This window comes from Streptomyces sp. NPDC054786 (assembly GCF_053611685.1).
In genome coordinates this window covers 1-25,985 of the sequence record NZ_JBSHAW010000057.1, presented here as the reverse complement: position 1 = coordinate 25,985, position 25,985 = coordinate 1, and the positions used below count along the sequence as shown (strand labels likewise).

Sequence of the window (25,985 nt, the reverse complement as noted above, 5' to 3'; positions counted from 1 at the left end):
CGGGGCGTCGGTCGGACATCAGAGGGCGTACGGGCGGCGGATCGGCGGTTCGTCTGCGGCCCCTCACCCCCGGCCGTTGTCGGACCCGGCGGAGCCGGACGGGCCGGTCCCGTCCGCCCCCACGGCCGGTTCCCCGCAGGCCGCCAGCCGCCGGATGGCGGCCATCGGGACGGACAGCCAGTCGGGCCGGTGCCGGGCCTCGTAGAGCACCTCGTAGACCGCCTTGTCGGTCTCGTAGGCGCGCATCAGTTCGGGTGCCGAGCGCGGATCGAGCCCGCCCGCCTCCGCGTAGCCCAGGCAGTAGGCGTCACGGGTCCGCCGCGCCCACTCCAGCGACCAGGGGTCCCCGCCCGCCGGGCCGCTGCGCGCGGCGTAGTCGAAGGACCGCAGCATGGCCGCGATATCACGCACCGCCGGCTGCGGCCGGCGCCGCTCGGCCAGCGGGCGGGCCGGTTCGCCCTCGAAGTCGATCAGCGACCAGCGGCCCTCGTCGGCGGAGCGCAGCGTCTGGCCCAGGTGCAGATCGCCGTGGATGCGCTGGGCCGCCCAGCTGCGGCCGTCGTGGCCGATCGTGGTCAGCGCGTCGAAGGCGGTGCGCAGCCGGGCACGGTAGGGCTGCAGTACGGGCACGGCGCGGGCGGTGGCCTCCAGCCGTTCGTTCATCTGGGCGGCGATCACAGCGAGCTGCGCGCGGCGCAGCTCGGTGGTCGGCAGCGTCTGGGCGAGCGCGGTGTGCACCTCTGCGGTGGCGTGGCCGAGGGCACGCGCCGAGCCGGTGAAGTCGGCGCGGACGGCCAGCGCATGGAGCGCCAGCTGCCAGCCGTCCGCCGAGCCGGGCAGGAACGGCTGCAGCACGCCCAGCGTCGTCGCCTCGCCGCCCTCCTCGGCGGCCGCCGACTCGTACCATGCGGCGGGCGCGGGCACCCGCGCGCACTTGGCGTCGGCCAGCGCCCGCGGCAGCTCCAGATCCGGATTGATGCCCGGCTCGATCCGCCGGAAGACCTTCAGGATGAAGGAATCCCCGTAGACGATCGAGGAGTTGGACTGTTCGACGGCGATCGGCCGGCCCGCCAGCCCGGAGGGGATGTCGGCATCGGGCTCCCGGCAGAAGCGCAGCGCACCGAGCCGGCCCGGCACCCGCAGCCGTTCCAGCAGCAGCCCGCACAGCCGGTTGTCGAGCAGCGCGTCATAGACCGTGCGACCGCGCAGCGGGCCGCCGCCCGGACGGCCGATCACCGCGGGCGCCAGCTGCGGCGGCAGCGCCGGATGCACCCCCAGCAGGAGTTGGTAGCAGTCGTCGCCGGCCGGCGTACGGCTCGGTGGTGCGGCTTGCTGGGCGCGGACGAGCAGGAGCAGCAGGCCGGGTGCGCTGCCGTCGGTGCACGGCAGCAGCTCGGTCGCCGAGAGCAGCGTGAAGCCGGTGATCAGCCGTCCCTTGCCGGCGAACCAGCGCTGGCGTGGTACCCATTCGGCGAGCAGGGGCGCCAGCGAGGAGAGCAGATCGGGTGCGGCGACGAGCGGGCGGTGATCAGGGGTGTTTCGGGTGGCACGGGTCGAGGCGGTGTCCGACATGGCGTCGCGTCCTTTCCCCGGGCACACGACATATAGGGCAAAGTGTCCCGGAATACGGCCTTGACTGTGCGATGGCGCGGTGGGGGTACCCCCAGACGGAGGCTGGCGGTGGTGCCCCCGGACGGAGTACGGGAGCGGGCACCGGGCGAGCTCGTCCGTACGGCAGCGGCGAATCCGGCGTGCCTGTCCGCTGCGCGGCGGTGCCTCTCCCGAACCGGGGGACCGACGGTGGCTCACCCGGCCCGAGCGGTAATAGGGAGGCTGCCCGAGCGAAAGGTCAAAAAACGCCCGTACGCGCCATGCGGCCGCGTACGGGCGTGTTTCCGGCACCCGTGCCCGGTCAGGGCGCCGGACGCTAGCCGGAGTTTCTGCGCAGCCGGAACCAGTAGAAGCCGTGGCCCGCGAGGGTCAGCAGATACGGCAGCTCCCCGATGGCCGGGAAGCGGACGCCGCCGATGAGTTCCACCGGATGGCGCCCGCTGAACGACCGCAGGTCCAGCTCCGTGGGCTGGGCGAAGCGCGAGAAGTTGTGCACGCACAGCACCAGGTCGTCGTCCGCTGCACCGGCGCCCGGCGACTCCCGCAGGAAGGCCAGCACCGCCGGGTTGGTGGAGGACAGCTCGGTATAGCTGCCGAGCCCGAACGCCGGGTTCTGCTTCCGGATCTCGATCATCCGGCGGGTCCAGTGCAGCAGCGAGGAGGGCGAACTCATCGCCGCCTCGACATTGGTGACCTGGTATCCGTAGACCGGGTCCATGATCGTCGGCAGGGAGAGCCGGCCCGGGTCGCAGGAGGAGAATCCGGCGTTGCGGTCCGGTGTCCACTGCATCGGGGTACGCACCGCGTCGCGGTCCCCGAGCCAGATGTTGTCGCCCATGCCGATCTCGTCGCCGTAATAGAGAATCGGCGAACCCGGCAGCGACAGCAGCAGGGCCGTGAAGAGCTCGATCTGATTGCGGTCGTTGTCGAGCAGCGGGGCCAGCCGCCGGCGAATGCCGATATTGGCGCGCATCCGCGGGTCCTTGGCGTACTCCGCGTACATGTAGTCGCGCTCTTCGTCCGTGACCATTTCGAGGGTGAGCTCGTCGTGGTTACGCAGGAAAACGCCCCATTGGCAGCCGGACGGAATCGCCGGGGTCTTGGCGAGAATTTCCGAGACCGGATAGCGCGATTCGCGCCGCACCGCCATGAAGATGCGCGGCATGACCGGGAAGTGGAAGGCCATATGGCATTCGTCGCCGCCGACCCCGTAATCGCCGAAGTAGTCGACGACGTCCTCCGGCCATTGATTGGCCTCGGCCAGCAGCACGGTGTCCGGATAGTGCGCATCGATCTCCGCGCGGACCCGCTTGAGGAAGGCGTGCGAGGCGGGCAGATTCTCGCAGTTGGTGCCCTCCTCGGCGTAGAGATACGGCACCGCGTCCAGCCGGAAGCCGTCGATCCCCAGGTCGAGCCAGAACCGCAGGGAGGAGATCATCTCCTCCTGGACCGCCGGGTTCTCGTAGTTGAGGTCCGGCTGGTGGGAGAAGAAGCGGTGCCAGAAGTACTGCTTGCGGACCGGGTCGAAGGTCCAGTTGGAGGCCTCGGTGTCGACGAAGATGATGCGGGCGTCCGCGTACTGCTTGTCGTCGTCGGCCCAGACGTAGTAGTCGCCGTACGGGCCCTCGGGGTCGGTGCGCGACTCCTGGAACCACGGGTGCTGGTCGCTGGTGTGGTTCATCACCATGTCGATGATCACCCGCATACCGCGATGGTGTGCGGCGTCCACGAATTCCACGAAGTCGGCCAGATCGCCGAATTCGGGAAGTACCGCGGTGTAGTCGGCGACATCGTAACCGCCGTCCCGCAGGGGAGATTTGAAGAACGGCGGCAGCCAGAGACAGTCCACCCCCAGCCATTGCAGATAATCGAGCTTCGCCGTGATGCCCTTGAGGTCGCCGATGCCATCGCCATTGCTGTCCTGGAAGGAACGCACCAGGACTTCGTAGAAGACGGCCCGTTTGAACCAGTCGGGATCGCGGTCCTTTGCCGGGGTGTCCTCGAAAGTGTCGGGGACAGGCTCATTGACGATCAATTGGGTGACCCTCCGATCGGTGAGGACGGTCGCAGCGACAGCACATGGGCGGGCGCCAGTGAGCGGCCCGGCTCCAGGCGCACATAGTTGTCCCTGCCCCAGTGGTAGGTGTCGCCGGTGAGCTCATCGCGCACCGGAATGGACTCGTGCCGGCCGAGGCCGAGTTCCGGCATGTCCAACGACACCGTCGCCTCGTGGGTGTGGTGCGGGTCGAGGTTGACCACCGTGAGCACCGTGTCGGCACGGTCGCCGTGCCCGTCGTGCTTGGAGAAGGCGAGGACGGCGTCGTTGTCGACGTGGTGGAAGCGCAGATTGCGCAGTTGCTGCAGGGCAGGGTGGCGGCGGCGGATGCGGTTGAGCGTCGTGATCAGGGGGGCGATGCTGCGCCCCTCTCTGGTCGCCGCATCCCAGTCGCGCGGCCTCAGTTGGTACTTCTCCGAGTCGACGTACTCCTCGCTGCCGCGGCGTACCGGCGTCGACTCGCAGAGCTCGTATCCCGCATAGACGCCCCAGGTGGGGGAGAGGGTGGCGGCCAGGACGGCGCGCACCTCGAAGGCGGGGCGGCCGCCCTCCTGGAGGTAGGCGTGCAGGATGTCCGGCGTGTTCACGAAGAAGTTGGGCCGCAGATAGCTGGCGCTGTCGTCGCACAGCTCGGTCAGGTAGGCGGTCAGCTCCTGCTTGGTGTTACGCCAGGTGAAGTAGGTGTACGACTGGTGGAAGCCGATCCGGGCGAGGGCGTGCAGCATGGCGGGGCGGGTGAAGGCCTCGGCCAGGAAGAGCACGTCCGGGTCGGTGCGGTTGATCTCGCCGATCACCTTCTCCCAGAAGGCCAGCGGCTTGGTGTGGGGGTTGTCCACCCGGAAGATCCGTACGCCCTTGGCCATCCAGAAGCGCAGCAGGCGTTCGGTCTCGCGGACCAGCCCGCGGAAGTCGGCGTCGAAGGCGAGCGGGTAGATGTCCTGGTACTTCTTCGGCGGGTTCTCGGCGTAGGCGACCGAGCCGTCCGCGCGGCGGTGGAACCACTGGGGGTGCAGGGTGACCCACGGGTGGTCGGGGGAGCACTGCAGCGCGAAGTCCAGGGCCACCTCCATCCGCAGATCGCGGGCGGTGCGGACGAAGTGGTCGAAGTCCTCGAAGGTGCCCAGGTCCGGGTGGAGGGCGTCATGGCCGCCGGCCGGTGAGCCGATGGCCCAGGGGGAGCCGACATCGTCCGGGCCGGCCGACAGCGCATTGTTGGGGCCCTTGCGGAAAGAGGTGCCGATGGGGTGGACCGGCGGCAGGTAGACCACGTCGAAGCCCATCGCGGCGACGGCCGGCAGCCGGTCGGCGGCGGTGCGCAGGGTCCCGCTGACGGCGGTGCCGTCCGGGGTGACGGTGGCGCCCTCGGAGCGGGGGAAGAGCTCGTACCACGAGCCGTACAGGGCCCGCCGGCGCTCGACGACCAGCGGCATCGGGCGCGAGACGGTGAGCAGCTCGCGCAGTGGATGGCGGTCCAGCGCCGCGGTGACCTGGGGGGAGAGCGCCGCGGCGAGCCGGGTCGCGGCGGGCAGCTCGGGGTTGCGCAGCGTATCCACGGCGCTGAGCACCGATTCCCGGCCGTCGCTCTTGGGGACCTCCGAGGCCGCCCGCTCATGGAGCTCGGCACCCTCGGCGAGCACCAGCTCGGTGTCGATGCCCGCCGGGATCTTCACGGCGGCGTGGTGCCGCCAGGTGGCGACCGGATCGGACCAGGCCTCGACGGTGAACGACCAGCGGCCCTCGATGCCGGGGGTGACCTCGGCGCTCCACCGGTCGGTGCCGGGTGCCCGTTCCCGCATCGGGGTCCAGGGGCCGCAGCGGCCGGCCGGATTACGCAGCACCACATTGGCCGCGACGGCGTCATGCCCTTCGCGGAAGACGGTGGCCGAGACCTCGAAGGTCTCACCCACCACCGCCTTCGCCGGGCGGCGGCCGCAATCGATCTGCGGGCGGATGTCCAGAACAGGAATGCGACCGATCATGGGCTCACCTGGGCTTGTGACGCTTTGCGGGGTTTTGTCCTTTGTATCCGCTCCACGGCTACGGGACCGGGTGCGGGCATGGGCGCTCCTGTCCGCTTTCACTCGGTTGGCGGTGGCGCGGCGGGGCGGGTCGGCGCTCCCCCGGCCTCCGGTCGGTGGTTCCCCCGGTGGATCCGGTGCAGGTGTGCGACGCGGGTGAGGAAGGGCGTACCCGGTGAGCCTTCCCGCGGGCGGCGGCCGGGCAGTCCGGCGGAAGGTGAACTACTGGTGCGTAGTCACGGACCCGCCGTGACCCGGCGGACACACTGCCGCCCCCTCGCGGGAGGCTGCGGCACTGCGCTGACACGGTCGGCGTTCGCCTCCTCAACTCGGTGTGATCACAGCGGAGTTGCGGTGTGCGGATGTCCGGTGCCGCGCCGGGGTCCCATTGGCGCCACACGCAGCCTCCCCCCAGGAGGGAGTCCGTACAAGAGTGCATGAGGGGGTGGAATCGGCCATATCGGTGGACGCGGGGGGCGGGAGGGGTGCCGGTTGCGGAGAGTCGGCGAACTGCGCTGTCGGGCACGACGCCGACGACCCGGGTACTGCCCGCACACCCAGCAGCCGGCCGCGGTCAATGCGGCGCCGCGGGAGCTGTGGGCCCGGGCCGGCGCCGGGCATCCGGCGGGGCCCCGTCCGCCCTCCCCGTGACACGCGAAAGCGGTGTCCGGAGAAACTCTCTCCGGACACCGCCCGCTCCGGGGTGGTTCACCCCGGGACGTTCAGCACGTTCCCGCTCGGTGCGTCACTTGACGGCGACACCGGTCCAGGCGGCCTCGACGCCCTTGACCTCGGGGCTGCCGGCCTTGTACAGGTCGGTGGCTGCCTTGATGGTCGCCTCACGGGCGGCCTTGTAGTCGGTGTTCGAGGTCATGTACTCGGTCAGGGCCTTGAACCAGATCTTCTCGGCCTTGTCCCGGCCGATGCCCTCGACCTTGGAGTTGTCCGCCGTCGGGCTGTCGTACTTGACCCCACCGATCTCCTTCGGGCCGCTGCCCTCGGACAGCAGGTAGAAGAAGTGGTTGGCGACACCCGAGGAGTAGTGCGGGTCGAGGCCACCGGTGCTGGAGTCCCAGAAGTCCTTCGACTGACCGTCCTTGGACGGCTTGTCCATGTAGCGCAGCGGCGTGCCGTCACCGTTGATGTCGATCTTCTCGCCGATGAGGTAGTCGCCCGGGTCCTTGTCGTTCTTGGCGTAGAACTCGACCGAGGTACCGAAGATGTCCGAGGTGCCCTCGTTCAGGCCGCCGGACTCACCGCTGTAGGTGAGGTTGGCGGTGGCCGAGGTGACACCGTGCGACATCTCGTGCGCCGCGACGTCGATGGCGGTGAGCGGGGCCTTGTTGCCCTCGCCGTCGCCGTACGTCATGCAGAAGCAGCTGTCGTCCCAGAAGGCGTTGACGTAGTTGTTGCCGTAGTGGACGCGCGAGGAGGCACCCTTGCCGTCGCCCTTGATGCCGCTGCGGCCGTGGACGGTCTTGTAGTAGTCCCAGGTCTCGGCGGCACCGTAGTGCGCGTCGACGGCCGCGGTCTGCGGGTTGTCGGGCTTGCCGGTGCCCCAGTTGTCGTCCTCGTCCGTGAAGGCCTTGCCGTCACCGGACTCGCTGTTGCCCAGGTCGGTGGTCTTGTGACCGCCGCGCTCCTTGTCGGTCAGCGTGAAGCCGCTGCCCTCCTTGGTGGTGCCCAGCTCGACGCTGCCGCTGAACTCGCTCTCGCCCTTGCCGGTACGGATCTCGTCGTACTGGAACAGCTTCTTGCCGCTGTCGGCGTCGGTGATGATGTGCATCCGGCTGGGGGTGCCGTCCTTCTTGACGCCCTTGACGATGGTGTCGTAGGCGAGGACGGGCGTGCCGGAGGCGGCCCAGACGACCTTCTTGGGCGTCTGCGCGTCGGCCTTCTTCGCGCTGAGCGACTTCGCGGCGGTGCCCTGCGCCGACTGCGCGGCGGCGGTCGGGGCTATCTTCGCCGTGGTGGAGGCCACCTTGACCGACTTGCCGGTCGACTTGGTGGTGCTCTTGATCGCGCCGCCCTTGGCGGTGTGCACGACCAGGTCGCCGCCGAGGACCGGAAGTCCGGCGTAGGTGCGGTCGTAGCGGGTGTGCGTGGTGCCGTCGGCGTCCTTGATGACGTCCTTGACGACCAGCTTCTCCTGGGCGCCCAGACCGAGTTCCTTGGCGGTCTGCGCCTTGGTGGTGCTCGCGTCGCGCAGCAGTTCCGCGCGGTGCGAGGCGCTCAGCTTGAGCGGGGAACCGTCCGCGGTGGGGGCCTGGACGGAGGAGGCGCCGGCGGTACCTGCGGTGATGCCGGCGGCCAGGAGGGCCGCCGCCGCGATTGCGGTACCGGCGACACGGGTCTTACGGGACATGTGGGGGGTCACGCGTGCTCCTTCAACTTTGCCAAGAGGTGGGGGTGCAAAGCGATGCGGGTGTGACGTGCGTTCGGGAAGACTGCCATTCGAACGCGTGCATGTCAGGAGGGTGTTCGGAGTTTGGCTGAAAATTGTCCGTAGAGAGGTGATCGCTGTTCGTATAACGGAGCTGGGCGCCACCCCCGGAGATCCGGGAGTGACGCCCAACGGGTTTGCCCAGCAGGTCAGTTGCCGAGTGCGGTGATCCGCCGACCCGCCTATGTCACACGAGGGTGACGGCTGCGTGCCGAGGACCGATCAGAACGTCAGCTTCCAGCCGTTGATGTAGCCGGAGTCCTGAGAGTAGACGTCCTGAACCCGCAGCTTCCAGGTCCCGCTCGCCTTCTCCGAGGAGGCGTTGACGGTGTAGGTCGTCTTCACGTTGGCCGCCGAGTCGAACGCGCTGGAGTTCTTCAGCCGGTAGGCCGTACCGTCCGGGGCGATCAGGTCCACGACCAGGTCACCGCGGTAGGTGTGCACGATGTCCACCGCGACCTTGAGGGTGCTCGGCGCGTCACCGGTGCGGCCCACATTGATCGGTGAGGTGACCGCGGCGCCCGCGTCCGGAATCGCCACGTCGTCGGTGTTCTCGAAGACGCTGCCGCCGCCGGAGGTGCTGACCGTCCAGGTGAAGGCGGCCGTACCCGTCTTCTTCGCGGCGTCGGTGACCGTGACCGTCACATTGCTGGTGCCGGCCGTGGTCGGCGTACCGGAGATCAGACCGGACGTCGCGTTGAGCGACAGCCCGGCGGGCAGGCCGGTCGCCGCGTACGAGAGTGCGCCCGCGGTGCCGCTGGTCGCCTTGATCTGCAGGCTGGCCGGCTGGCCCACGGTGCTGCTCTGGTTGCCCGGGTTGGTGACGGTGACCCCGCCGCCGTCCGGGACGCGGGAGCCGACGTTGACCGCCGCCCAGGTGTTGGCGACCGTGTTGTACGACGCGCTGCCCTGGCCGAACAGGTCCGCCGCGGCCTGCAGGGTCGCGGTACGGGCGCCGGCGTAGTTGGTGTTGGCGCTCATGTACTGGCTGAGTGCCTTGAACCAGACCTTCTCGGCGTTGGCCCGGCCGATGCCCGGGACCGGCAGACCGTCGGAGGTCGGGCTGTCGTAGTGGACGCCGCCGATGTCCTTCGGGCCGCTGCCCTCGGACAGCAGGTAGAAGTAGTGGTTGGCGACACCGGACGAGTAGTGCACGTCCTTGTTGCCGACGTTGCTCGACCAGTAGTCGGCCGACGCACCGTCCTTGGACGGCTTGTCCATGTAGCGCAGCGGAGTGCCGTCGCCATTGATGTCGATCTTCTCGCCGATGAGGTAGTCACCGGGGTCGGCGGCGTTGTTGGCGTAGAACTCGACGGACGTGCCGAAGATGTCCGAGGTCGCCTCGTTGAGACCGCCGGACTCACCGCTGTAGGTGAGGTTGGCGGTGGCCGCGGTGACACCGTGCGACATCTCGTGGCCGGCCACGTCGATGGCGGTCAGCGGGTCGGCGTTGCCGCTGCCGTCGCCGTACGTCATGCAGAAGCAGCCGTCGTCCCAGAAGGCGTTGACGTAGCTGTTGCCGTAGTGCACGCGGGAGTAGGCGCCCACGCCGTCACCGCGGATGCCGCTGCGGCCGTGCACGTTCTTGTAGTAGTCCCAGGTCTCCTGCGCGCCGTAGGCCGCGTCGACGCCGGCCGTCTGCGCGTTCTGCGTCGTGCCGTCACCCCAGGTGTCGTCCGCGTCGGTGAACAGCGTGCCGGTCCCGGACGACCCGTGCTTGAGGTCGTAGGTCTTGTGGTTGCCGCGAGTGGCGTCGGTCATCGAGAAGTTCGGGGCCGAGCCCGAGGTCCCGATGGTGACCTTGCCGCTGTACTCGCTGTTGCCGACGCCCTTCTCGATCCCCTGGTACTCGAAGATCTTGGCGCCGGTCGTGGCATCCGTGATGACGTGCAGCTGGTTGGGGGTGCCGTCGTCCTGCAGCCCGCCGACCACCGTCTCGTACGCCAGCAGCGGCTTGCCGTCGGCGACCCAGACCACCTTGCGCGGTGCCTTCGCGGCCTCGGTCTTCTTCGACCCGAGCGCCTGCGCCGACTTGACGGCCTTCGCCTCGGCCGCGGCCGGCTTCACCTTCGCGGTGGTGCCGGCGACCTTGAGCTGGGAGCGTACGGCCTTGGTGACGCCCTTGAGGGTGCCGCCCTTGCTCTCGTGCACCACGAGGTCGCCGCCGAGGACGGGCAGCCCGTCGTAGGTGCGCTCGTAGCGCGTGTGGACGGTGCCGTCGACGTCCTTCGAGACGTCCTTGACGACCAGCCTCTCCTTCGCGCCGAGCTTCAGCTGCCGCGCGGTCTCGGCGGTGGTGGCGCCGGCTGCCCGTATCAGCTCCGCACGCTGGGACGGGGACAGCTTGGCGGGCAGTGCGCCGGGATCGGGGGTGGCATGTGTGGTGCCCGGCCGCGGGGCGGCCGCCGTGCCGGTACCGGCCTGAACGCCGACTGCCAGCATCGCCGTGACGGCGACGAGTGCGCCGGTCGCAACGGCGCGTCCATGGGGGGTGCGTCTCACACTGACTCCTTCTGCGGTGGCCGCTGTGGAGCGGTGCGGCCGAGGGGGACCGGGCGGCGAAGCGGCCGTCCGGGCAGAGCGAGGCAGAACTCTGGAGCGTGTGGGGGGAGACGTACGGAGGTGCTGGACGTACGGGTGGTACGGGTGGAGCAGGTGGAACCTGCGGCCGCGGGATGGGGTGCTGTGGGGATCCGTGCGGCGGTTGCGGGGAAGAGTCCCACCGCAAGTGGCTTGTTGTCAGGCACCGTTCAATGAATTGGCCGGAAACCGTCCGTTGCGCGAAATCGGTGTCCGGAAGGCGGACGGCCCGTGATCGGCCGCGCGATCCCGTCCCGCCCTTTCAAACCTCCGAAAACCGCGGGAACAGCAGCTCATAGCCGTCCGGATCCCGTCCCAGGAAGATCCGCCTCCACGCCCCTCCGCGGGCTCCGGGGCATACCGGCGCCCGCACCGCCCGCTCCGCCCGGAGCGCATGCCACCGCGGGCCGCCGTCCGCGGTGGCGTCGGGCCGGTCAGCCGGACACCCCCTGGCCGTGCCAGGAGTGCCACAGGGCGGCATACGCGCCGTTCGCCGCCACCAGCTCGTCGTGCGTGCCGAGTTCGGACAGCCGGCCGGCCTCCATGACGGCCACCCGGTCCGCGTCGTGAGCGGTGTGCAGACGGTGCGCGATGGCGATGACCGTACGGCCCTTCAGGACGGCGGCCAGGGCGCGCTCCGTGTGCCGCGCCGTACGGGGGTCGAGCAGCGCCGTCGCCTCGTCCAGGATCAGGGTGTGCGGACCCGCCAGCACCACACGGGCCAGGGCCAGTTGCTGGGACTGCGCGCCGTCGGGGCGGTGGCCGCCGGCGCCCAGTTCGGTGTCCAGGCCGGCCGGCAGCTCCTCGGCCCAGTCGGCCCCGACGGCGGCCAGCGCGGCGCGCAGCGTGACGTCGTCCGCGTCGGGCGCGGCGATCTGCAGATTGTCCCGGACGGTGCCGAGGAAGACGTGGTGCTCCTGTGTCACGAGGACGACCTGCCGGCGCAGCGTCTCCGGATCCAGCGCGGCGATGGGCACCCGGCCGACCGTCACCGAGCCGCTGCGCGGCGCGTCGATACCGGCCAGCAGCCGCCCCAGGGTGGATTTGCCGGCTCCCGAGGGGCCGACCACGGCGAGGCGTTCGCCGGGGCGGACGGTCAGGTCCACGCCGTGCAGGACGTCGCGAGGTGCGGCGCCGCGCGGGCCGTCGTCCCCGGTGTCGTAGGCGTAGTGGACGGCGCTGACGTCGATGCGGTCGTCGGCGGGTGCGGCAGGTGTGGCGGGTGCCGCGAGGGATGGCTCCGGGGAAGGGTGGGGCAGGAGGGCCGCAGGGGCGGCGCCGGTGGTCCGGGGTGCCGCGCCCAGGCCCTCGACGCGGGCGAACGCGGCGCCGCTGCTCTGCAGTTGCTCGATCCAGAGCATGATCGTCTCCAGCGGCCCGGACAGCTGCCGCAGATACAGCGCCGCGGAAACCACCACGCCCAGGCTGATCCCGCCCTGCCCCTGCAGCGCCCCGCCGACCAGCAGCACGCCGACCACCGGGAGGACGTACGAGGCATCCACGGCGGGCAGCAGCACGCTGCGCAGGAAGAGCGTGCGGGTACGGGTGCGGCGGCACCGCTCGATGGCCTGCTCGCTCGCAGCCGTCCGGCGCTCCTCGAGCCCCAGGGCCTCGACGGTCCGGGCGCCCGCCGCGGTGGCCGCCAGCAGCTCGGCGAGCGCCGAGGTCGCCGCCCCCTCCGCCAGATACGCGGTGTGTGCCCGGCGCAGATACCACCGGACCGCGGCCAGGCCGCACAGCATCCCCAGCCCGCAGGCGCCGAGCAGCGGATCGAGCACCACCACCGCGGCCAGCAGGAACAGGGCCTGCGACACGGCGATGAACACCTCCGGCGCGGCGTCCCGCAGCGTCTGCGCGACCGAGGTGACGTCCGACGTGCCACGGGCCGTCAGATCGCCGGTACCCGCCCGCTCCACCGTCGCGGCGGGCAGCGCCAGCGCCCGGTCGACGAACTCCTCGCGGATCCGCGCCACGGTCCGCTCCCCGAAGCGGTGCCCGACGAACCGGGCGTACCGCGCCAGCAGCAGCTGTGCCGCCGCGCACACCAGGAGGATCAGCGCCAGCCGGTCCACCGTGTGCACCCCGCCGCCGTCCCGCACCGCGTCCACGATCCGGCCGAGCAGCCAGGGGCCGGCCAGTCCGGCGCCGGCGGCCAGTGCGTTGAGCGCGAGCATCAGGGCGAAGGCCCGGCCGTCCCGCCGGATCAGCCGGAGCGCCGCCCGCCGGGTGGTGGACCGATCGGCCACCGGCAGCGCCGCGCCGTCCGGCAGCCCGTCGTCGTCGGTCCGTCCGGGCCGGGTGGTGGTCGCCGTCATCGCACGCCCTCCTCTGCCACGGACACCTCGGGAGTCCTCACGGTGTGGGTGCCGTCGCCTTCCCCATCCCCGTCCCCATCCCCGTCCCTGTTCCCGTTCCTGTCCCTGTCCCCGTTCCTGTCCCCGTTCCCGTCCCCGTCCCTGTCCCCGTCACCGTCCCTGTCATCGCGCGCGCTCTCGCCCCCGTCTTCCTCGTCCTCGCCCCGGGAGACCAGGCGGCGGTATCCGGGCTGCCCGTCGAGGAGTTCACGATGACTGCCGACGGCCGCGACCGTGCCGTCGACGAGGAAGTACACCCGGTCGGCCCGGTCGAGCAGCAGGGGCGAGGTGCTGGTGACCACCGTGGTACGGCCCGCGCGGGCGGTGTGCAGCCGGGTCGCGATACCCGCCTCGGTGTGCGCGTCGACCGCCGAGGTCGGTTCGACGGCGAGCAGCACCTCGGGGTCGGCCAGCAGCGCCCGCACCAGGCGCAGCCGCTGCCGCTGCCCGCCGGAGAGATTGCGGCCCTGCGCCTCGACCGGTGCGTCGAGCCCGTCCGGCAGACCACGGACGATGTCCTCGGCCATGGCCGTACGGACGGCGCGGTCGATCGCCTCCTCGGCCCGGTCCCGTCGCCCGCCGACCACCTCGCGCAGCGTCCCGGCGAACAGATCCGCTTCGTTGTCCGCCACCAGGATCCGGTCGCGGAGCTGCCGTGGCGCCATCTCGTCGAGACGTACCGTGCCCCAGGTCGCGGCCGAACCCGCGAACCGGCCGAGGCGGTCGACCACCGCCGCCGACTCGGCCGGGCGGGCGGCGGCCACCGCGGTCAGCAGTCCGGGAACCACCTCGACGCCCGACGCCGGATCACGCAGCGCGGATGCGACGGCGGGAGCGTCCTGCGCCGCGCCGGTGTCCCCCGTGCGGTCCGCGGGGTCGTTGCGGTCCGCGGGGTACGCGCGGTCCGGCTCCAGCGCCAGGAACCGTACGACACGACGGGCGGCCACCAGCCCCCGGGTGAGGTCGTAGCCGCCCTCGACGAAGAACGACACCGGCACCACCAGCGCCGCCGCATAGCCGTATACCGCCACCAACTCGCCCACGGTGAGGGTGCCTTGGGCCGCCATCCGCGCCGCCGGCCAGGTCACCGCGGCCAGGAACAGCGTCGGCAGGCCGATCCCGAGGGCCTGCACCCAGCTCGTCACCGCACCGACGCGGTACCCCTCGCCGCGCAGCGCCTGCGACGCGCGCCGGTAGCGGCCGGCGAACACCTCTTTCCCGCCCAGGCCGTTGAGCACCCGCAGCCCGCCGACCAGGTCCGTCAGCCGCGTCGCCAGCCCGCTCTGCCGCTCGCGATACCGCGTCTCCGCGCCCTGCAGCCGCCCCAGCAGCGGTCCGACCAGCACCGCGAGCAGCGGCACACCCAGCAGCACCACCACGGCCAGCAGCGGCGAGACGGCCAGCAGCAGTACGGCGACGACCGCATACGCCAGCACCCCGCCGACGCCGGGCCCGGTCATCGTCAGCGTCCGGCTGATCACCGCCACATCGCCGATCCCGATCGTGACGACCTCCCCGGCCGTCACCTTGTGGGGCAGCGCCGCCCCCAGCCGCAGCGTCTGCGCCACAACGGCGCGCACCGTACGGAAGGTGGCGTCCATCCGGATGCGGGTCATCGTGCGATGCCGCATGACCGCCAGCGAGGCGTTCAGCGCCCCGACCCCGAGCAGCACCGCCACCCAGCCGAGCAGCACCGGCATCCGGCCCGGGACCAGCCCGTCGTCGATGGCCCGTGACAGTACATACGGCGGCAGCATCAGCCCCACCATCCACAGGCTCCCGTACGAGGCGCCCGCCGCCACCCGCCCCCGCTGGCCGGCCACCAGCCACCACAGATACCGACCGGCAGTGCGATGGCCGGGAATCCCCTGGCCGCTCGTGGTGTCCGTCATATGCCGTCCGCCCCCTCATCTGGTCTTCGCCATCATGCCGTCCGCTGCCTCATGCGTCCGCCCCTTCGTACGGCCCTGCCGTCCTGTAGGGCCGCATCCGTGAGCACCGCGTCCTGCGGAAACGTCTCGGTGAACTCCGGTTTCGCTGACCGGGGTTCACCGGCCATGGATAGCCCCCGGCGGCCGGACGGCCATGGCCGTTCCGGGCGTACGGCCTGTGCCTCCGAGACACCGGGCGCGGTCTGCTCGATGAGGGCAGGAGCAGCTGCGGCTGACGTTGCCGTCAACGGTCCTTTGCTGCCGGGATCCCCAGCAAAGATCCGCCGGCCCAGCGGTCAGGGATGCGTCAGAGGTCTACAGTCCTGGGTGACCGGTGAGCTCGGCAAAGGGGGCGTGGCGTGATCGAGTTAGCCAGTGTGATCCGGGATCTGCGGGTGGTGGAGTCCGGTGCGGACGCGGCGGTGGGCACCACCTCGACCCAGCGCATCAAGTCGGCGTTGCACCCGACCCTGACCGGGTCGAGCAACCCGCTGTTCGCTTCCGGGCCCGCCGATGCGCACGAGCGATGAGCGCCGCAGCCGGTGGGGTGTTCGAGCCGGACCGGGAGAGGCGGCCGAGCGACTCGCCCGCGATGTGTACGGGCAATGGCGTCGCGAGGGGCAGTGGCGGCGCGTCGGGGACCCGTTCCCGCTCGCCGTGCGCTTCGGGTGCACCGGCCGGGATGTGTTCGATCACTGGGCCAATATCCGTCAACTTCCGTCCGGGACGCACTCGGCGCCCCTCCCGCTGGATGGTCAGCTCGACCGGATCGTGGGGGTGTACGGGTCCATTCCGTCCCGTCGGCTGGTGGTGCTGGGGGAGGCCGGGTCCGGCAAGACGATCCTGACCCTGTACTTCGTCCTCGACTGGCTGAGGGCCCGTGCCGCCGGCGACCGGGTACCGGTGATCTTCGGTCTGGGTTCCTGGGATCCGGCCACCACCTCACTCGATGACTGGCTGTGCAGCCAACTGGTGCGCGACCACCCCTTCCTGGCAGCTCCCGCCGGGAACGGAGGAAATCTGGCCGCTCTTCTGCTCGGTGAGGACAAGATCCTTCCTGTTCTCGACGGCTTCGACGAGATCGCAAGCGGCCTGCACGGTGCGGCGCTGCGAGCGCTCAACCGCACCACCACGCCGCTGCTGCTCACCAGCCGCCCCACGGAGTACAGCCGGGCCGTGGAGGAGAACGGCGTGCTCACCGAGGCCGCCGTCATTGAGCTGGAAGACCTCACCGTGGACGACTACGCCGACTACCTGCACCGGGGCAGCCGACCGGTCAGGGACAGCGGCGAGGACAGTAGCGGGTGGGAACCTGTCCTGGCCCGGCTGCGCGAAGAGCCGTGCAGTCCGGGCGCGGCGAACGTCGCCAAGGTGCTCGCCACCCCACTGATGGTCGGCCTGGCCCGCACTGTCTTCAGCGACGCTCCCGGGCACGCCCCCGCAGGTCTTCTGGACACCGAGAAGTTCGCCTCCCCCGAAGCCCTGCAGGACCATCTCCTGGCAGCCTTCCTCCCCGCCGTCTACGACCCCACACCGACCGGCCGCGGCACCGGCCGTCGCCCTCAGTGGCACCCCGAACGTGCCCAGCGCTATCTCGGCTACCTCGCCGTGCACCTGCGTGAGCTCGACACCCGCGACCTGGCCTGGTGGGAACTGGGCACCACCATGCGTCGTTCTTCGCGCATGCTCGTGGTCGGGTTCCTGGCCGCACTGGCCTTCGGGGTGACGACCGGCATCGGAAACCTGCCCGTGGACCTGGTCGCGACCGAGCAGGGGCTCGGGTTCGCGCTCGGCCGGGGGCTCCTGGTCGGGCTCCTGCACGGGCTCGTCGTCGGGCTGGTCTTCGGATGCGTGTACGGGTTCGTGTCCGGGGGCGCGCCCCGTGAGCCGTCGCGCGTACGCATACAGATCTTCGGCGCGACCAGGCAGAGGCGTGCCAAGGTCGTCCCCAGGTTCCTGCTGGGGCTCGGCTTCGGGCTCCCGGTCGCGCTCGTGCTGGTGCTCGTGGACAGGTGCGTGGTCGCTCCGCTGGGGTTCGACGACGGACTGGACGCCGGGCTCATGGGCGCGCTCCTGTTCCCGCTCGAGGTCGGGCTCGGGGCCGGGCTCGCGTTCGGCATCATGGCCTGGCTGGAAGTTCCCATGGACATCAGCTCCGCGGTCAGCGCCGCGGACCTGTTGAGCACGAACCGCAAGAACGCGGCCTTCCAGATGCTCGTGTGGATGCTCGTGATCGGGCTCCCGGCCGGGCTCGGCCTCGGGCTGATGTCCGGGCCCGTTCGCGGACTCTTGGCCGGGCTCGTTTTCGGGATCGGTGGTGGGCTCGGGTGCGGGCTCAGTTTGACCGCTTGGGGCCAGTGGGTGGCCCTCTCGCGAATGTGGTTGCCACTGACCGGCCGGCTGCCCTGGGCAGTGATCGCTTTCCTGGACGACGCTCACCAGCGAGGTGTGTTGCGCCAGGCCGGCGCGGTCTACCAATTCCGCCACGCTCAACTTCAAGACCACTTTTCAGCTCAATACCAAGTGCGTCAAAATGAGGAAGAGGTGACGAAAAGCAGGATGGCCTTCCTTAAAAGGACGCCCCCCTGGGTAATTCTGTCCACTGTAGTGGCACTACTCCTGCTCCTCTCCTGGGCAGGCACTCGCGACATACTTGAAAAACTCCAAAATTACGGCAGTCTGGGGCCCTCTGATGCGCCTGTCGTCGTCACCACAATCGTCTCTATGGCTACGGCTATCGGCGCCTTGGTAGGGGGGACGCTTACGGGACTCTCGAAATACGTGCAGGCTCGGGGGCAGGCTGATGCGGAGCGGACGCGGGCAAATGCGGACATGATCCGTGCGGAAGCCGATATGGTGCGAGCCAGAAAAGACTTGCCTACGCTGGAAACTCCTCCGGCTGGAGATGCTCTGCCACTCCAGCCCGATCCCGCAGAGTGAAGAGACCGCGGCGGGCTTCATATGAGCCGGCCGTGATCGAAAGGGGATCGGAGGTGCCGGCCATGGCGATCAAGCGATGAGGTCGTATTCGTCCAGCCCGCAGGCCTCGTCCTCCAAGCACTGACGCCAGCACCCGGAAGGCGGCACCATGGCCTCGATGCCACAGAAGATCACCACTTTCCTCATGTTCGAGGGCAGGGCGGAGGAGGCACTGACTTTCTACACGTCGCTGTTCGAGGACGCCGAGGTCGTCGACATCTCCCGCTACGGCGCCGACGGCCCCGGCGAGGAGGGCGCTGTCCAGCGCGCCACGTTCTCACTCGCCGGACAGCGGTTCATGTGCTTCGACAGCCACGTCAAGCACAATTTCGGGTTCACTCCGGCGGTATCCCTGTTCGTCGAGTGCGATACCGAGGCCGAGCTCGATCGCCTCTACGGCGCCCTCGCCGAACAGGGCACGGAGCTCATGCCGCTGGGCTCGTACGGCTTCAGCGCCAAGTTCGGCTGGGTGAACGACCGCTTCGGCGTCTCCTGGCAACTGAACCTGCCCGAGTGACGGTGGAGCGACGCAGAATCCAAAGCAATGGCTCATGTCCCGTCCGGGCGGGACGGAGCCGGTGATATGAGCGGTGGGCGGGACGCCCTGCGGAGGACCGTGGTTACTGAGAGCGGTCAGTGACCACGGAACCGTGAAATTGCTCATCCATTGCCCACTTCATGGGTCTGTTGTCCATCGAAACGCGGAACCTACACCGTCCGCCGCTACCCCACACTGTCCCGCCAGGCCTGATGCAGCTCGGCGAACCGGCCCCGGCCGGCGATGAGTTGCTTGGGCGGGCCGTCCTCGATGATCCGGCCGTCGGCCATGACCAGGACCCGGTCGGCGATCTCGACGGTCGAGAGGCGATGCGCGATCACCAGGGCCGTACGGCCCTGCAGCACCGTGGCCATGGCGCGCTGCACCGCGCGTTCGCCGGGGATGTCCAGCGAACTGGTGGCCTCGTCGAGGATGAGGACGGCGGGGTCGGCGAGCAGGGCGCGGGCGAAGCCGACCAGTTGGCGCTGACCGGCGGAGATACGGCCGCCGCGCTTGCGGACGTCGGTGTCGTAGGCGTCCGGCAGGGCCGTGATGAAGTCATGGGCGCCGATGGCCTTCGCGGCGCGCTCGATCTCCTCGCGGGTGGCGTCCGGGCGGCCGAGGGCGATGTTGTCGGCGACGGTGCCGGAGAACAGGAACGCCTCCTGGGTGACCATGACGACACCGCGGCGCAGGGTGGTGGTGGACAGCGCCCGCAGATCGACGCCGTCGAGCAGCACCCGGCCCTCGGTGGGGTCGTAGAAGCGGGCCAGCAGCTTGGCGAGGGTGGACTTGCCGGCGCCGGTCGAGCCCACCACGGCGACGGTCGTGCCCGCCGCGAGGGTCAGATCGAAGCGGGGCAGCACCTCGCCGCCCGTGCGGTAGGCGAAGCGGACGTCGCGGAAGGTGACCTCGCGGCCCGGCCGGGCGGCCGCGACGGCCGGCAGCGTGGCGGGTACGTCCGGCTCCGGGACACCGGGGCGCCGGGCGAGCAGTCCGGCGATCTTCTGGAGCGAAGCGGCCGCGGACTCATAGGAGTTGAGGAACATTCCGAGCCGGTCGATGGGGTCGTACAGCCGCCGCAGATAGAGCACCCCGGCGGCCAGCACGCCGAGCGCCAGGCCTCCCGTGGCCACGCGGTAGGCGCCCCACAGGACGATCGCGGCGACCGCGGTATTGGCCACCAGCCGGGAGAGGACGACATAGCGCGCCATCTCCAGGAAGGTGTCGCCGTTGATCCGGGCGTGGTCGTGGTTCAGCCGTGAGAACGCGGCGTCGTTCTGCCGCTCGCGGCGGAACGCCTGCACCGGGCGGATGCCGTTGAGGGTCTCGGTGAACTTCACGATGACGCCCGCCATCGCCGTGGACTTCGCGCTGTAGATCCGGTGCGAACGGTGCCGGAAGGAGCGGACGAGGAGGGCGAGCGGCCCGGCGGAGGCGAGGGTGGCCGCGCCGAAGCCCCAGTCCAGACAGACCAGGGTGGCGGTGATGTAGACCGTCGAGAGAACGATCGTGATCAGCTCCTGGAACCCCTCCTCCAGGAGTTCGCGCAGCGACTCCACATCCGTGGTGGCGCGGGAGATCAGCCGGCCGGACGTATAGCGCTCGTGGAAGTCCAGGCTCAGCGCCTGTGCATGCCGGAAGATCCGGCCGCGGAGGTCGAGCAGCACATCCTGGCTGACCCGCGCGGAGAGCTGGATGAAGCCGAACTGCAGCCCGCCGGACGCCACCGCGCACACCACCGCCGCCACCGCCACGGCGATCAGCGGCCCGTGATCGCCCGTCCGCAGCGCCGGCACCGCGCGGTCGAGCGCGTAGGCGACCAGCAGCGGACCGGCCTGCACCGCGGCCTGCTGGAGCAGCAGCGAAAGGGCCACCGCCCAGACCCGGCGCCGGTGCGGCGCCAGCAGGGAGGCCAGCAGGGCGCGCGAGGCGCCCTTGGGGGTGGGGAGCGCATCGTGAGCGAAGGCGTCGGTGGCGGGGGAGCCCTCGGCCTTCGGGGGGTGCGGTGGGGAAGGTGGCCGGTGCTGCGGGCCGGGGCGGTCCTCGGGGTCGTCGGACGGGAGGCCGGTTGCGGTGGTGGTCATCGGGCGCCCTCTCCCTCGCCGGACATCAGGGTGACGTACTCGGGGTTGTCCCGGAGCAGTTGGTGGTGGGTGCCGACGGCGGCGATCCGGCCGCCGGACAGCAGCGCCACCCGGTCGGCGAGCAGGACCGTGGACGGCCGGTGGGCGACGACCAGGGCGGTGGTGGTCGCCAGGACCCGCCGCAGCGCCGCCTCCACCAGCGCCTCGGTGTGCACATCGAGTGCGGAGAGCGGGTCGTCGAGAATCAGGAAGCGCGGCCGGGCGACGACGGCACGGGCCAGGGCGAGCCGCTGTCGCTGCCCGCCGGACAGACTCAGCCCCTGCTCCCCGACCTGGGTCGCGCTGCCCTCGGGGAGGGCGCCGACGAATCCCTCGGCCTGAGCCACCGCCAACGCCCGCCGGAGGTCGCTCTCTTGGGCGCCTTCTCCGCCCATCAGCACATTCTCCGCGGCGGTCGCCGAGAAGAGCGTCGGCTCCTCGAAGGCCACCGCGACCAGCGCACGGGCCTCGTCCCGGCTGAGGGTCGCCAGATCGCGTCCGTCGAGGCTGATCCGGCCGGCGGTCGGGTCGTACAGCCGCGGCACCAGCGCCGTGAGGGTGGTCTTCCCGCTGCCTGTCGCCCCGACCAGCGCCATCGTCTCGCCGGGCCGGATGTGCAGGGTGATGTCCTTGAGGAGGGGCGGGGCGTCCGGCGGCGCATCGGGGTAGCGGAACTCGACGCCGGAGAAGACCAGCCCGCCGGTCCCGGGCGGCGCCGGTATCTCCCGGGCCGCGTCCTGTGTGGCGCTTTTCCGCGCGGCGGGCTCATGTCGGACGGGCTCATGCCGGACCGGTTCATGTCGGGCGGGTGCGTCCGGCGCCGGTGCGTCCGGCGCCGGTGTGTGCCGGGACGGCACATCGGCGGCTCGTGCGTCCGTCGCCGGTTCGTCGGCGACCACCCGTGCGTCCGTCCCCGGTTCGTCCACCGCCGGCTCGTCCATGACCTCGAAGTACCGGTCGGTGGCCGCCGCGGCCTCGTTGCTCATGGCCAGCAGGAAGCCCATCGACTCCACCGGCCAGCGCAGCGCCAGCGCGGCCGACAGGAAGGCGACGAGGGTGCCCGCGGACAGCACGCCGTCGGCCACCTGGAGCGTGCCGAGCACCAGCGCGCCGCCGATCGCGATCTCCGGCAGCGTGGTGTTGAAGCCCAGGATCCAGGCCAGCAGCCGTGCCTTGCGGAGTTCGGACGTACGCAGCGCGTGCGTCAGCTGCCGGAAGGCCCGCGCCTGGCTGCGATGGCGACCGAAGCCCTTGATGATGCGGATGCCGAGCACCGACTCCTCGACCACCGTCGTCAGATCGCCGAGCTGGTCCTGGGTCCGGCGCGCGGCGCGCCCGTACTTCGCCTCGAAGACCGAGCACAGCACCATCAGCGGCAGCACCGGTGCCAGCAGCACCAGCCCCAGCGACCAGCGCTGGACCAGCAGGAGCACCGCGCCCACCAGGATGGTCGTGGCGTTGACCAGCAGAAAGGTCAGGGGGAAGGCAAGAAACAGGCGCAGCAGCTGAAGGTCGGTCGTGCCGCGCGACAACAACTGGCCGGATGACCAGCGATCGTGGAAGGCGACCGGGAGCCGCTGCAGATGGTGGTACAGCGCCTCGCGCATCGCCGCCTCCACCCCGGCCAGCGGACGCGCCACCAGCCGCCGCCGCAGCCCGAACAGCAAGGCCTCCGCGACCCCGAGCAGCAGGAGGCAGGCGCCACCGAGCCACACCCCGCCCGGGTCGCGCTCGGCCACCGGCCCGTCCACCAGCCACTTGAGCACCAGCGGAATGACCAGGCTGATGCACGAGGCGAGCACGGCGACGAACGCGGCGGTGAACAAGCGCGCCCGCACGGGCCGGGCGAACGGCCACAGGCGCAACAGCGAGCGCACTGCGGAGTGTTGAGGTAAGGCGGTCCGGTCGGTCGGGGGCGAGGTGTGCGCGGTATCGGCCATCACTCGCGAGCGTAAGGCGCGTCACTGACAACGCTCATGCGGTTTTCCCGGCCGGCCGCCCCGGCCCGCTGTTCCGAGCCGCACACCGATGGCCCGCCGGGCCCGCCGTCCCGCCGCCGACGGGCCCGTGCCGCCGCCCGGCCGTCCCGCCGGCCGAGGTGCGCCCGCCACCGTCCCGCCGCCTCCCTCAGCCCGGAACGGCCCGGAACAGCAGCACCGACCGCCCGGCCAGCGTGAGCGAGCCGCCCGCCGCGTACGGGGGTTCCGCCGCCCCCGGCTGGTCCTCCCGCGCCGTGTCGACGAGGAGTTCGTAGGCGCGGGCCCAGGGCGGTCCGGGGAGGGTGAACGGGCGGGGCCGGTCGGCGGCGTGGAGCACGGCCAGGAAGCTGTCGTCGACGATGTGGATGCCCCGGGCGTCGCGTTGCGAGATGTCGTTCCCGGAGAGGTACATGCCCAGCGTGGCTCCCGGGGTGTACCAGTCCTGTTCGGTCATCTCCGTACCGTCCGTGGTGAACCAGGCGAGATCGCGCAGACCGCCCTGCTGATGCGGCCGCCCGGAGAAGAACGCCCGGCGCCGGAGCACGGGGTGCGCGCGGCGCAGGGCGATGAGGCGGGCGGCGAGGTCGGCCAGCGGGCGCCACCGCGGGTCCTCCAGCAGTGACCAGTCGAGCCAACTGGTCGCGTTGTCCTGGCAGTAGGCGTTGTTGTTGCCGTGCTGGGTGCGGCCCATCTCGTCGCCGGCGACCAGCATCGGCACGCCCGTCGACAGCAGCAGGGTGGTCAGCAGATTGCGCAGCTGGCGGCGGCGCAGCGCGGCCACCTCCTGGTCGTCGGTCTCGCCCTCGGCACCGCAGTTCCAGGACCGGTTGTCGTGGGTGCCGTCGCGGTTGCCCTCCCCGTTGTCCGCATTGCGTTTGTGCTCGTAGCTGACCAGGTCGCGGAGGGTGAAACCGTCGTGCGCGGTGATGAAATTGACCGAGGCGTAGGGGCGGCGCCCGCCCCAGGCGTAGAGGTCGCTCGATCCGGAGAGCCGGTAGCCCAGGTCGCGTACATCGTGCTGGGCGCCGCGCCAGAAGTCGCGGACGGTGTCGCGGTAGCGGTCGTTCCACTCCGTCCACAACGGCGGGAAGGCGCCGACCTGATAGCCGCCGGAGCCCACGTCCCAGGGCTCGGCGATCAGCTTGACCCGGCGCAGCACCGGGTCCTGGGCGATCACCGCGAGGAACGGGGAGAGCATGTCGACGTCGTGCATGGAACGGGCCAGCGCGGCCGCCAGATCGAAGCGGAAGCCGTCCACGCCCATCTCGGTGACCCAGTAGCGCAGCGAATCGGTGATCAGCCGCAGCACATGGGGCTGGACGACATGCAGGGTGTTGCCGCAGCCGGTGTAGTCGGCGTAGCGGCGGGACTCGCCCGCCAGGCGGTAGTAGCCGCGGTTGTCGATGCCCCGCAGGGAGAGCGTCGGGCCCAGCTCGCCGGCCTCCGCGGTGTGGTTGTAGACGACGTCGAGGATCACCTCGATGCCGGCGTCGTGCAGCGCCCGCACCATCCGCTTGAACTCGCCGACCTGCTGCCCCCGGGTACCGGTGGCGGCATATCCGGCATGTGGCGCGAAGTAGCCGATGGAGTTGTAGCCCCAGTAGTTGCGCAGCCCCCGGCGCACCAAATGGTCCTCGTGCGCGAACTGGTGGACGGGCAGCAGCTCGACGGCGGTGACGCCGAGCCGGACGAGGTGCTCCAGCGCGGCGGGGTGCGCGAGCCCCGCATAGGTGCCGCGCAGCCGCTCCGGGATACCGGGATGACGCATCGTGAAGCCGCGCACATGCAGTTCGTAGAGAACGGAATCCGGCCAGGGTGTCTTGGGCCGGCGGTCGTCCTGCCATTCGTCGACGCCGCCCTCGTCCCCGGTGTCCTCGCCGACCACGACGCCCTTGGGGACGTACGGCGCCGAGTCCCGGTCGTCGCGCACGGTGTCGGCGGCCTGCTGCTGCGGCCAGTCACGGACATGGCCGTAGAGCTGGGCCGGCAGCGCGAGCCCCGCGCCGGACGGCTCCGTACGGGTGCCGAAGTCGCCGTCCACGGCCCTGGCGTACGGGTCGAGCAGCAGCTTCGCCGGATTCCAGCGGGCGCCGGTCCAGGGGTCCCAGCGGCCGTGCACCCGGTAGCCGTAGCGCTGGCCGGGGTGGACACCGGGCAGAAAGCCGTGCCAGATCTCATGGGTGAGCTCGGTCAGCGCATGGCGCGTCTCGCGCTCCGCGTCGTCGAAGAGACACAGTTCCACGGCCTCGGCGCCGCCCGCCCACAGGGCGAAGTTGGTGCCGGCGATGCCATCGGGTCCGGTGCGGTATCGGGCCCCCAGTGGTGTGGGGCTGCCGGGGCGGATGTCCGCGGGTGGGGCGAGTGGTTCATCCGCCACCGCCTCCTGCTCGGGTGCGCTCGACACGTGCCGGCCTCCTGCGGCTCATGGCTCGGTCGGGCGGCGTCCCTGGCATGGGGGTACCTCCCAGCGTCAGCTGGAGGGAGTCCCGGCCGTGCAGGTGTCCCCGCCCTCCCTGTTGTTCTTCCCGCAACCAGGCGTTGCCTCACGCTTCCCGCGGTGAGGGCTCATAGTTCTGCCCTGCAGTGTCCGTGACATTCCGTTACGCGGCATACCTCCCCATGCAGGCATCATCCGTCACAATTAGGTATATGACCGCCCATCAGCAGGACCGAGCAGGGTACCGAGCGAAGAGCCGTGGGGGAGTCCGTGTGCGGGGCCGGGTGCCGGACCGGGCGCGGAGCCGGGCGGGCCGTGGGGCGGCGGTGCGGGCGGCCCGCCGTACCCGTGTCGTCCTCGCCGCAGTGGCCGGGCTCGCCGGGGCGGTGGCGCTGGCCGGCTGCGGGGAGGCGGAGGGGTTCGTCGCCGGTAAACCGCACTCCCCGGAGGAGACGATCAGGGTCGCCCCGCACAACGGCGCGCACGGTGTACGGGCCGACGGGCGGTTCGAGGTCCGGGTGCCCGAAGGGCGGCTGGAGCGGGTCGAGGTCAGCCGGACCGGGGACGCCGGCCGGCATCCCGTCGCCGGGCGGCTCTCCCCGGACGGCATGACCTGGCGGCCGGTGCCCGCGCGCCTCCAACTCGGCGCGAAGTACACCGTCGACGCGGTGGCGCTGGACGGCGCGGGCCATCGCTCGGCCCGCCACACCACCTTCACCACCTCCGTGCCCACCCGCCGCTTCACCGGCCACTTCTCGCCGCAGGGCGATGCCACGGTCGGCACCGGCCTGATCTTCTCGCTGGCCTTCAACCGGCCGATCGCCGACCGCGCGGCCGTCGAACGCGCCGTCAAGGTCAGCGCCCGCCCCGCCGTCGAGATCGCCGCCCACTGGTTCGGCCACCGCCGGCTGGACTTCCGGCCCCGTGAGCGCT

14 protein-coding genes are annotated in these 25,985 nt (G+C 70.9%); 4 read left to right on the top strand and 10 right to left on the bottom strand.

All coding sequences use genetic code 11. From position 1 onward, the window contains the following. Window positions 1-63: 63 nt before the first annotated feature. The 7 genes from ACWGI6_RS34320 to ACWGI6_RS34290 form a co-directional block, all read right to left on the bottom strand. The gene (locus ACWGI6_RS34320) at window positions 64-1,572 is read right to left on the bottom strand and encodes a maltokinase N-terminal cap-like domain-containing protein (protein ID WP_453271122.1); all 1,509 of its coding nucleotides are present in this window, start codon (window positions 1,570-1,572) and stop codon (window positions 64-66) included. Window positions 1,573-1,927: 355 nt separating this feature from the next. Beyond that, complete coding sequence (gene treS / locus ACWGI6_RS34315) at window positions 1,928-3,646, bottom strand: maltose alpha-D-glucosyltransferase (protein WP_453271121.1); 1,719 nt, start codon at window positions 3,644-3,646, stop codon at window positions 1,928-1,930. Next, a complete protein-coding gene (locus tag ACWGI6_RS34310; RefSeq protein ID WP_453271120.1) occupies window positions 3,643-5,646 on the bottom strand; it encodes a maltotransferase domain-containing protein in 2,004 nt (667 codons plus the stop codon). The genes treS and ACWGI6_RS34310 overlap by 4 nt, the downstream gene beginning before the upstream one ends. Before the next feature lie 784 nt (window positions 5,647-6,430). Continuing rightward, window positions 6,431-8,062 (bottom strand): M4 family metallopeptidase, encoded by a 1,632-nt coding sequence (locus ACWGI6_RS34305; protein ID WP_453271119.1) that lies wholly within the window; start codon window positions 8,060-8,062, stop codon window positions 6,431-6,433. A 288-nt stretch (window positions 8,063-8,350) separates the two neighbouring features. Continuing rightward, window positions 8,351-10,630 (bottom strand): M4 family metallopeptidase, encoded by a 2,280-nt coding sequence (locus ACWGI6_RS34300; protein WP_453271118.1) that lies wholly within the window; start codon window positions 10,628-10,630, stop codon window positions 8,351-8,353. 512 nt (window positions 10,631-11,142) lie between these two features. Next, a complete protein-coding gene (locus tag ACWGI6_RS34295) occupies window positions 11,143-13,023 on the bottom strand; it encodes an ABC transporter ATP-binding protein (protein WP_453271117.1) in 1,881 nt (626 codons plus the stop codon). Beyond that, on the bottom strand, window positions 13,020-14,954 hold the full coding sequence (locus ACWGI6_RS34290) for an ABC transporter transmembrane domain-containing protein (protein WP_453271116.1): 1,935 nt from the start codon (window positions 14,952-14,954) through the stop codon (window positions 13,020-13,022). The genes ACWGI6_RS34295 and ACWGI6_RS34290 overlap by 4 nt, the downstream gene beginning before the upstream one ends. A 398-nt stretch (window positions 14,955-15,352) precedes the next feature. Here ACWGI6_RS34290 and ACWGI6_RS34285 point away from each other — a divergent pair, with 398 nt between their 5' ends. The 3 genes from ACWGI6_RS34285 (at window position 15,353) to ACWGI6_RS34275 (ending at window position 18,489) form a co-directional block, all read left to right on the top strand. After that, complete coding sequence (locus ACWGI6_RS34285) at window positions 15,353-15,523, top strand: hypothetical protein (protein WP_453271115.1); 171 nt, start codon at window positions 15,353-15,355, stop codon at window positions 15,521-15,523. After that, the gene (locus tag ACWGI6_RS34280; protein WP_453271114.1) at window positions 15,507-17,933 is read left to right on the top strand and encodes an NACHT domain-containing protein; all 2,427 of its coding nucleotides are present in this window, start codon (window positions 15,507-15,509) and stop codon (window positions 17,931-17,933) included. The genes ACWGI6_RS34285 and ACWGI6_RS34280 overlap by 17 nt, the downstream gene beginning before the upstream one ends. Before the next feature lie 157 nt (window positions 17,934-18,090). Continuing rightward, window positions 18,091-18,489 (top strand): VOC family protein, encoded by a 399-nt coding sequence (locus ACWGI6_RS34275; protein WP_453271113.1) that lies wholly within the window; start codon window positions 18,091-18,093, stop codon window positions 18,487-18,489. A 206-nt stretch (window positions 18,490-18,695) separates the two neighbouring features. Here ACWGI6_RS34275 and ACWGI6_RS34270 read toward each other — a convergent pair whose 3' ends face one another. From ACWGI6_RS34270 to glgX, 3 genes are all read right to left on the bottom strand, one after another. Then, a complete protein-coding gene (locus ACWGI6_RS34270) occupies window positions 18,696-20,597 on the bottom strand; it encodes an ABC transporter ATP-binding protein (protein ID WP_453271112.1) in 1,902 nt (633 codons plus the stop codon). Continuing rightward, window positions 20,594-22,576 (bottom strand): ABC transporter ATP-binding protein, encoded by a 1,983-nt coding sequence (locus tag ACWGI6_RS34265; RefSeq protein ID WP_453271111.1) that lies wholly within the window; start codon window positions 22,574-22,576, stop codon window positions 20,594-20,596. The genes ACWGI6_RS34270 and ACWGI6_RS34265 overlap by 4 nt, the downstream gene beginning before the upstream one ends. Before the next feature lie 187 nt (window positions 22,577-22,763). Then, a complete protein-coding gene (gene glgX / locus ACWGI6_RS34260; RefSeq protein WP_453271110.1) occupies window positions 22,764-25,019 on the bottom strand; it encodes a glycogen debranching protein GlgX in 2,256 nt (751 codons plus the stop codon). Window positions 25,020-25,324: 305 nt separating this feature from the next. Between glgX and ACWGI6_RS34255 the strand changes: the two genes are divergently transcribed. Beyond that, window positions 25,325-25,985: Ig-like domain-containing protein (locus tag ACWGI6_RS34255; protein WP_453271109.1), on the top strand; the 661-nt coding region annotated here is incomplete at its 3' end.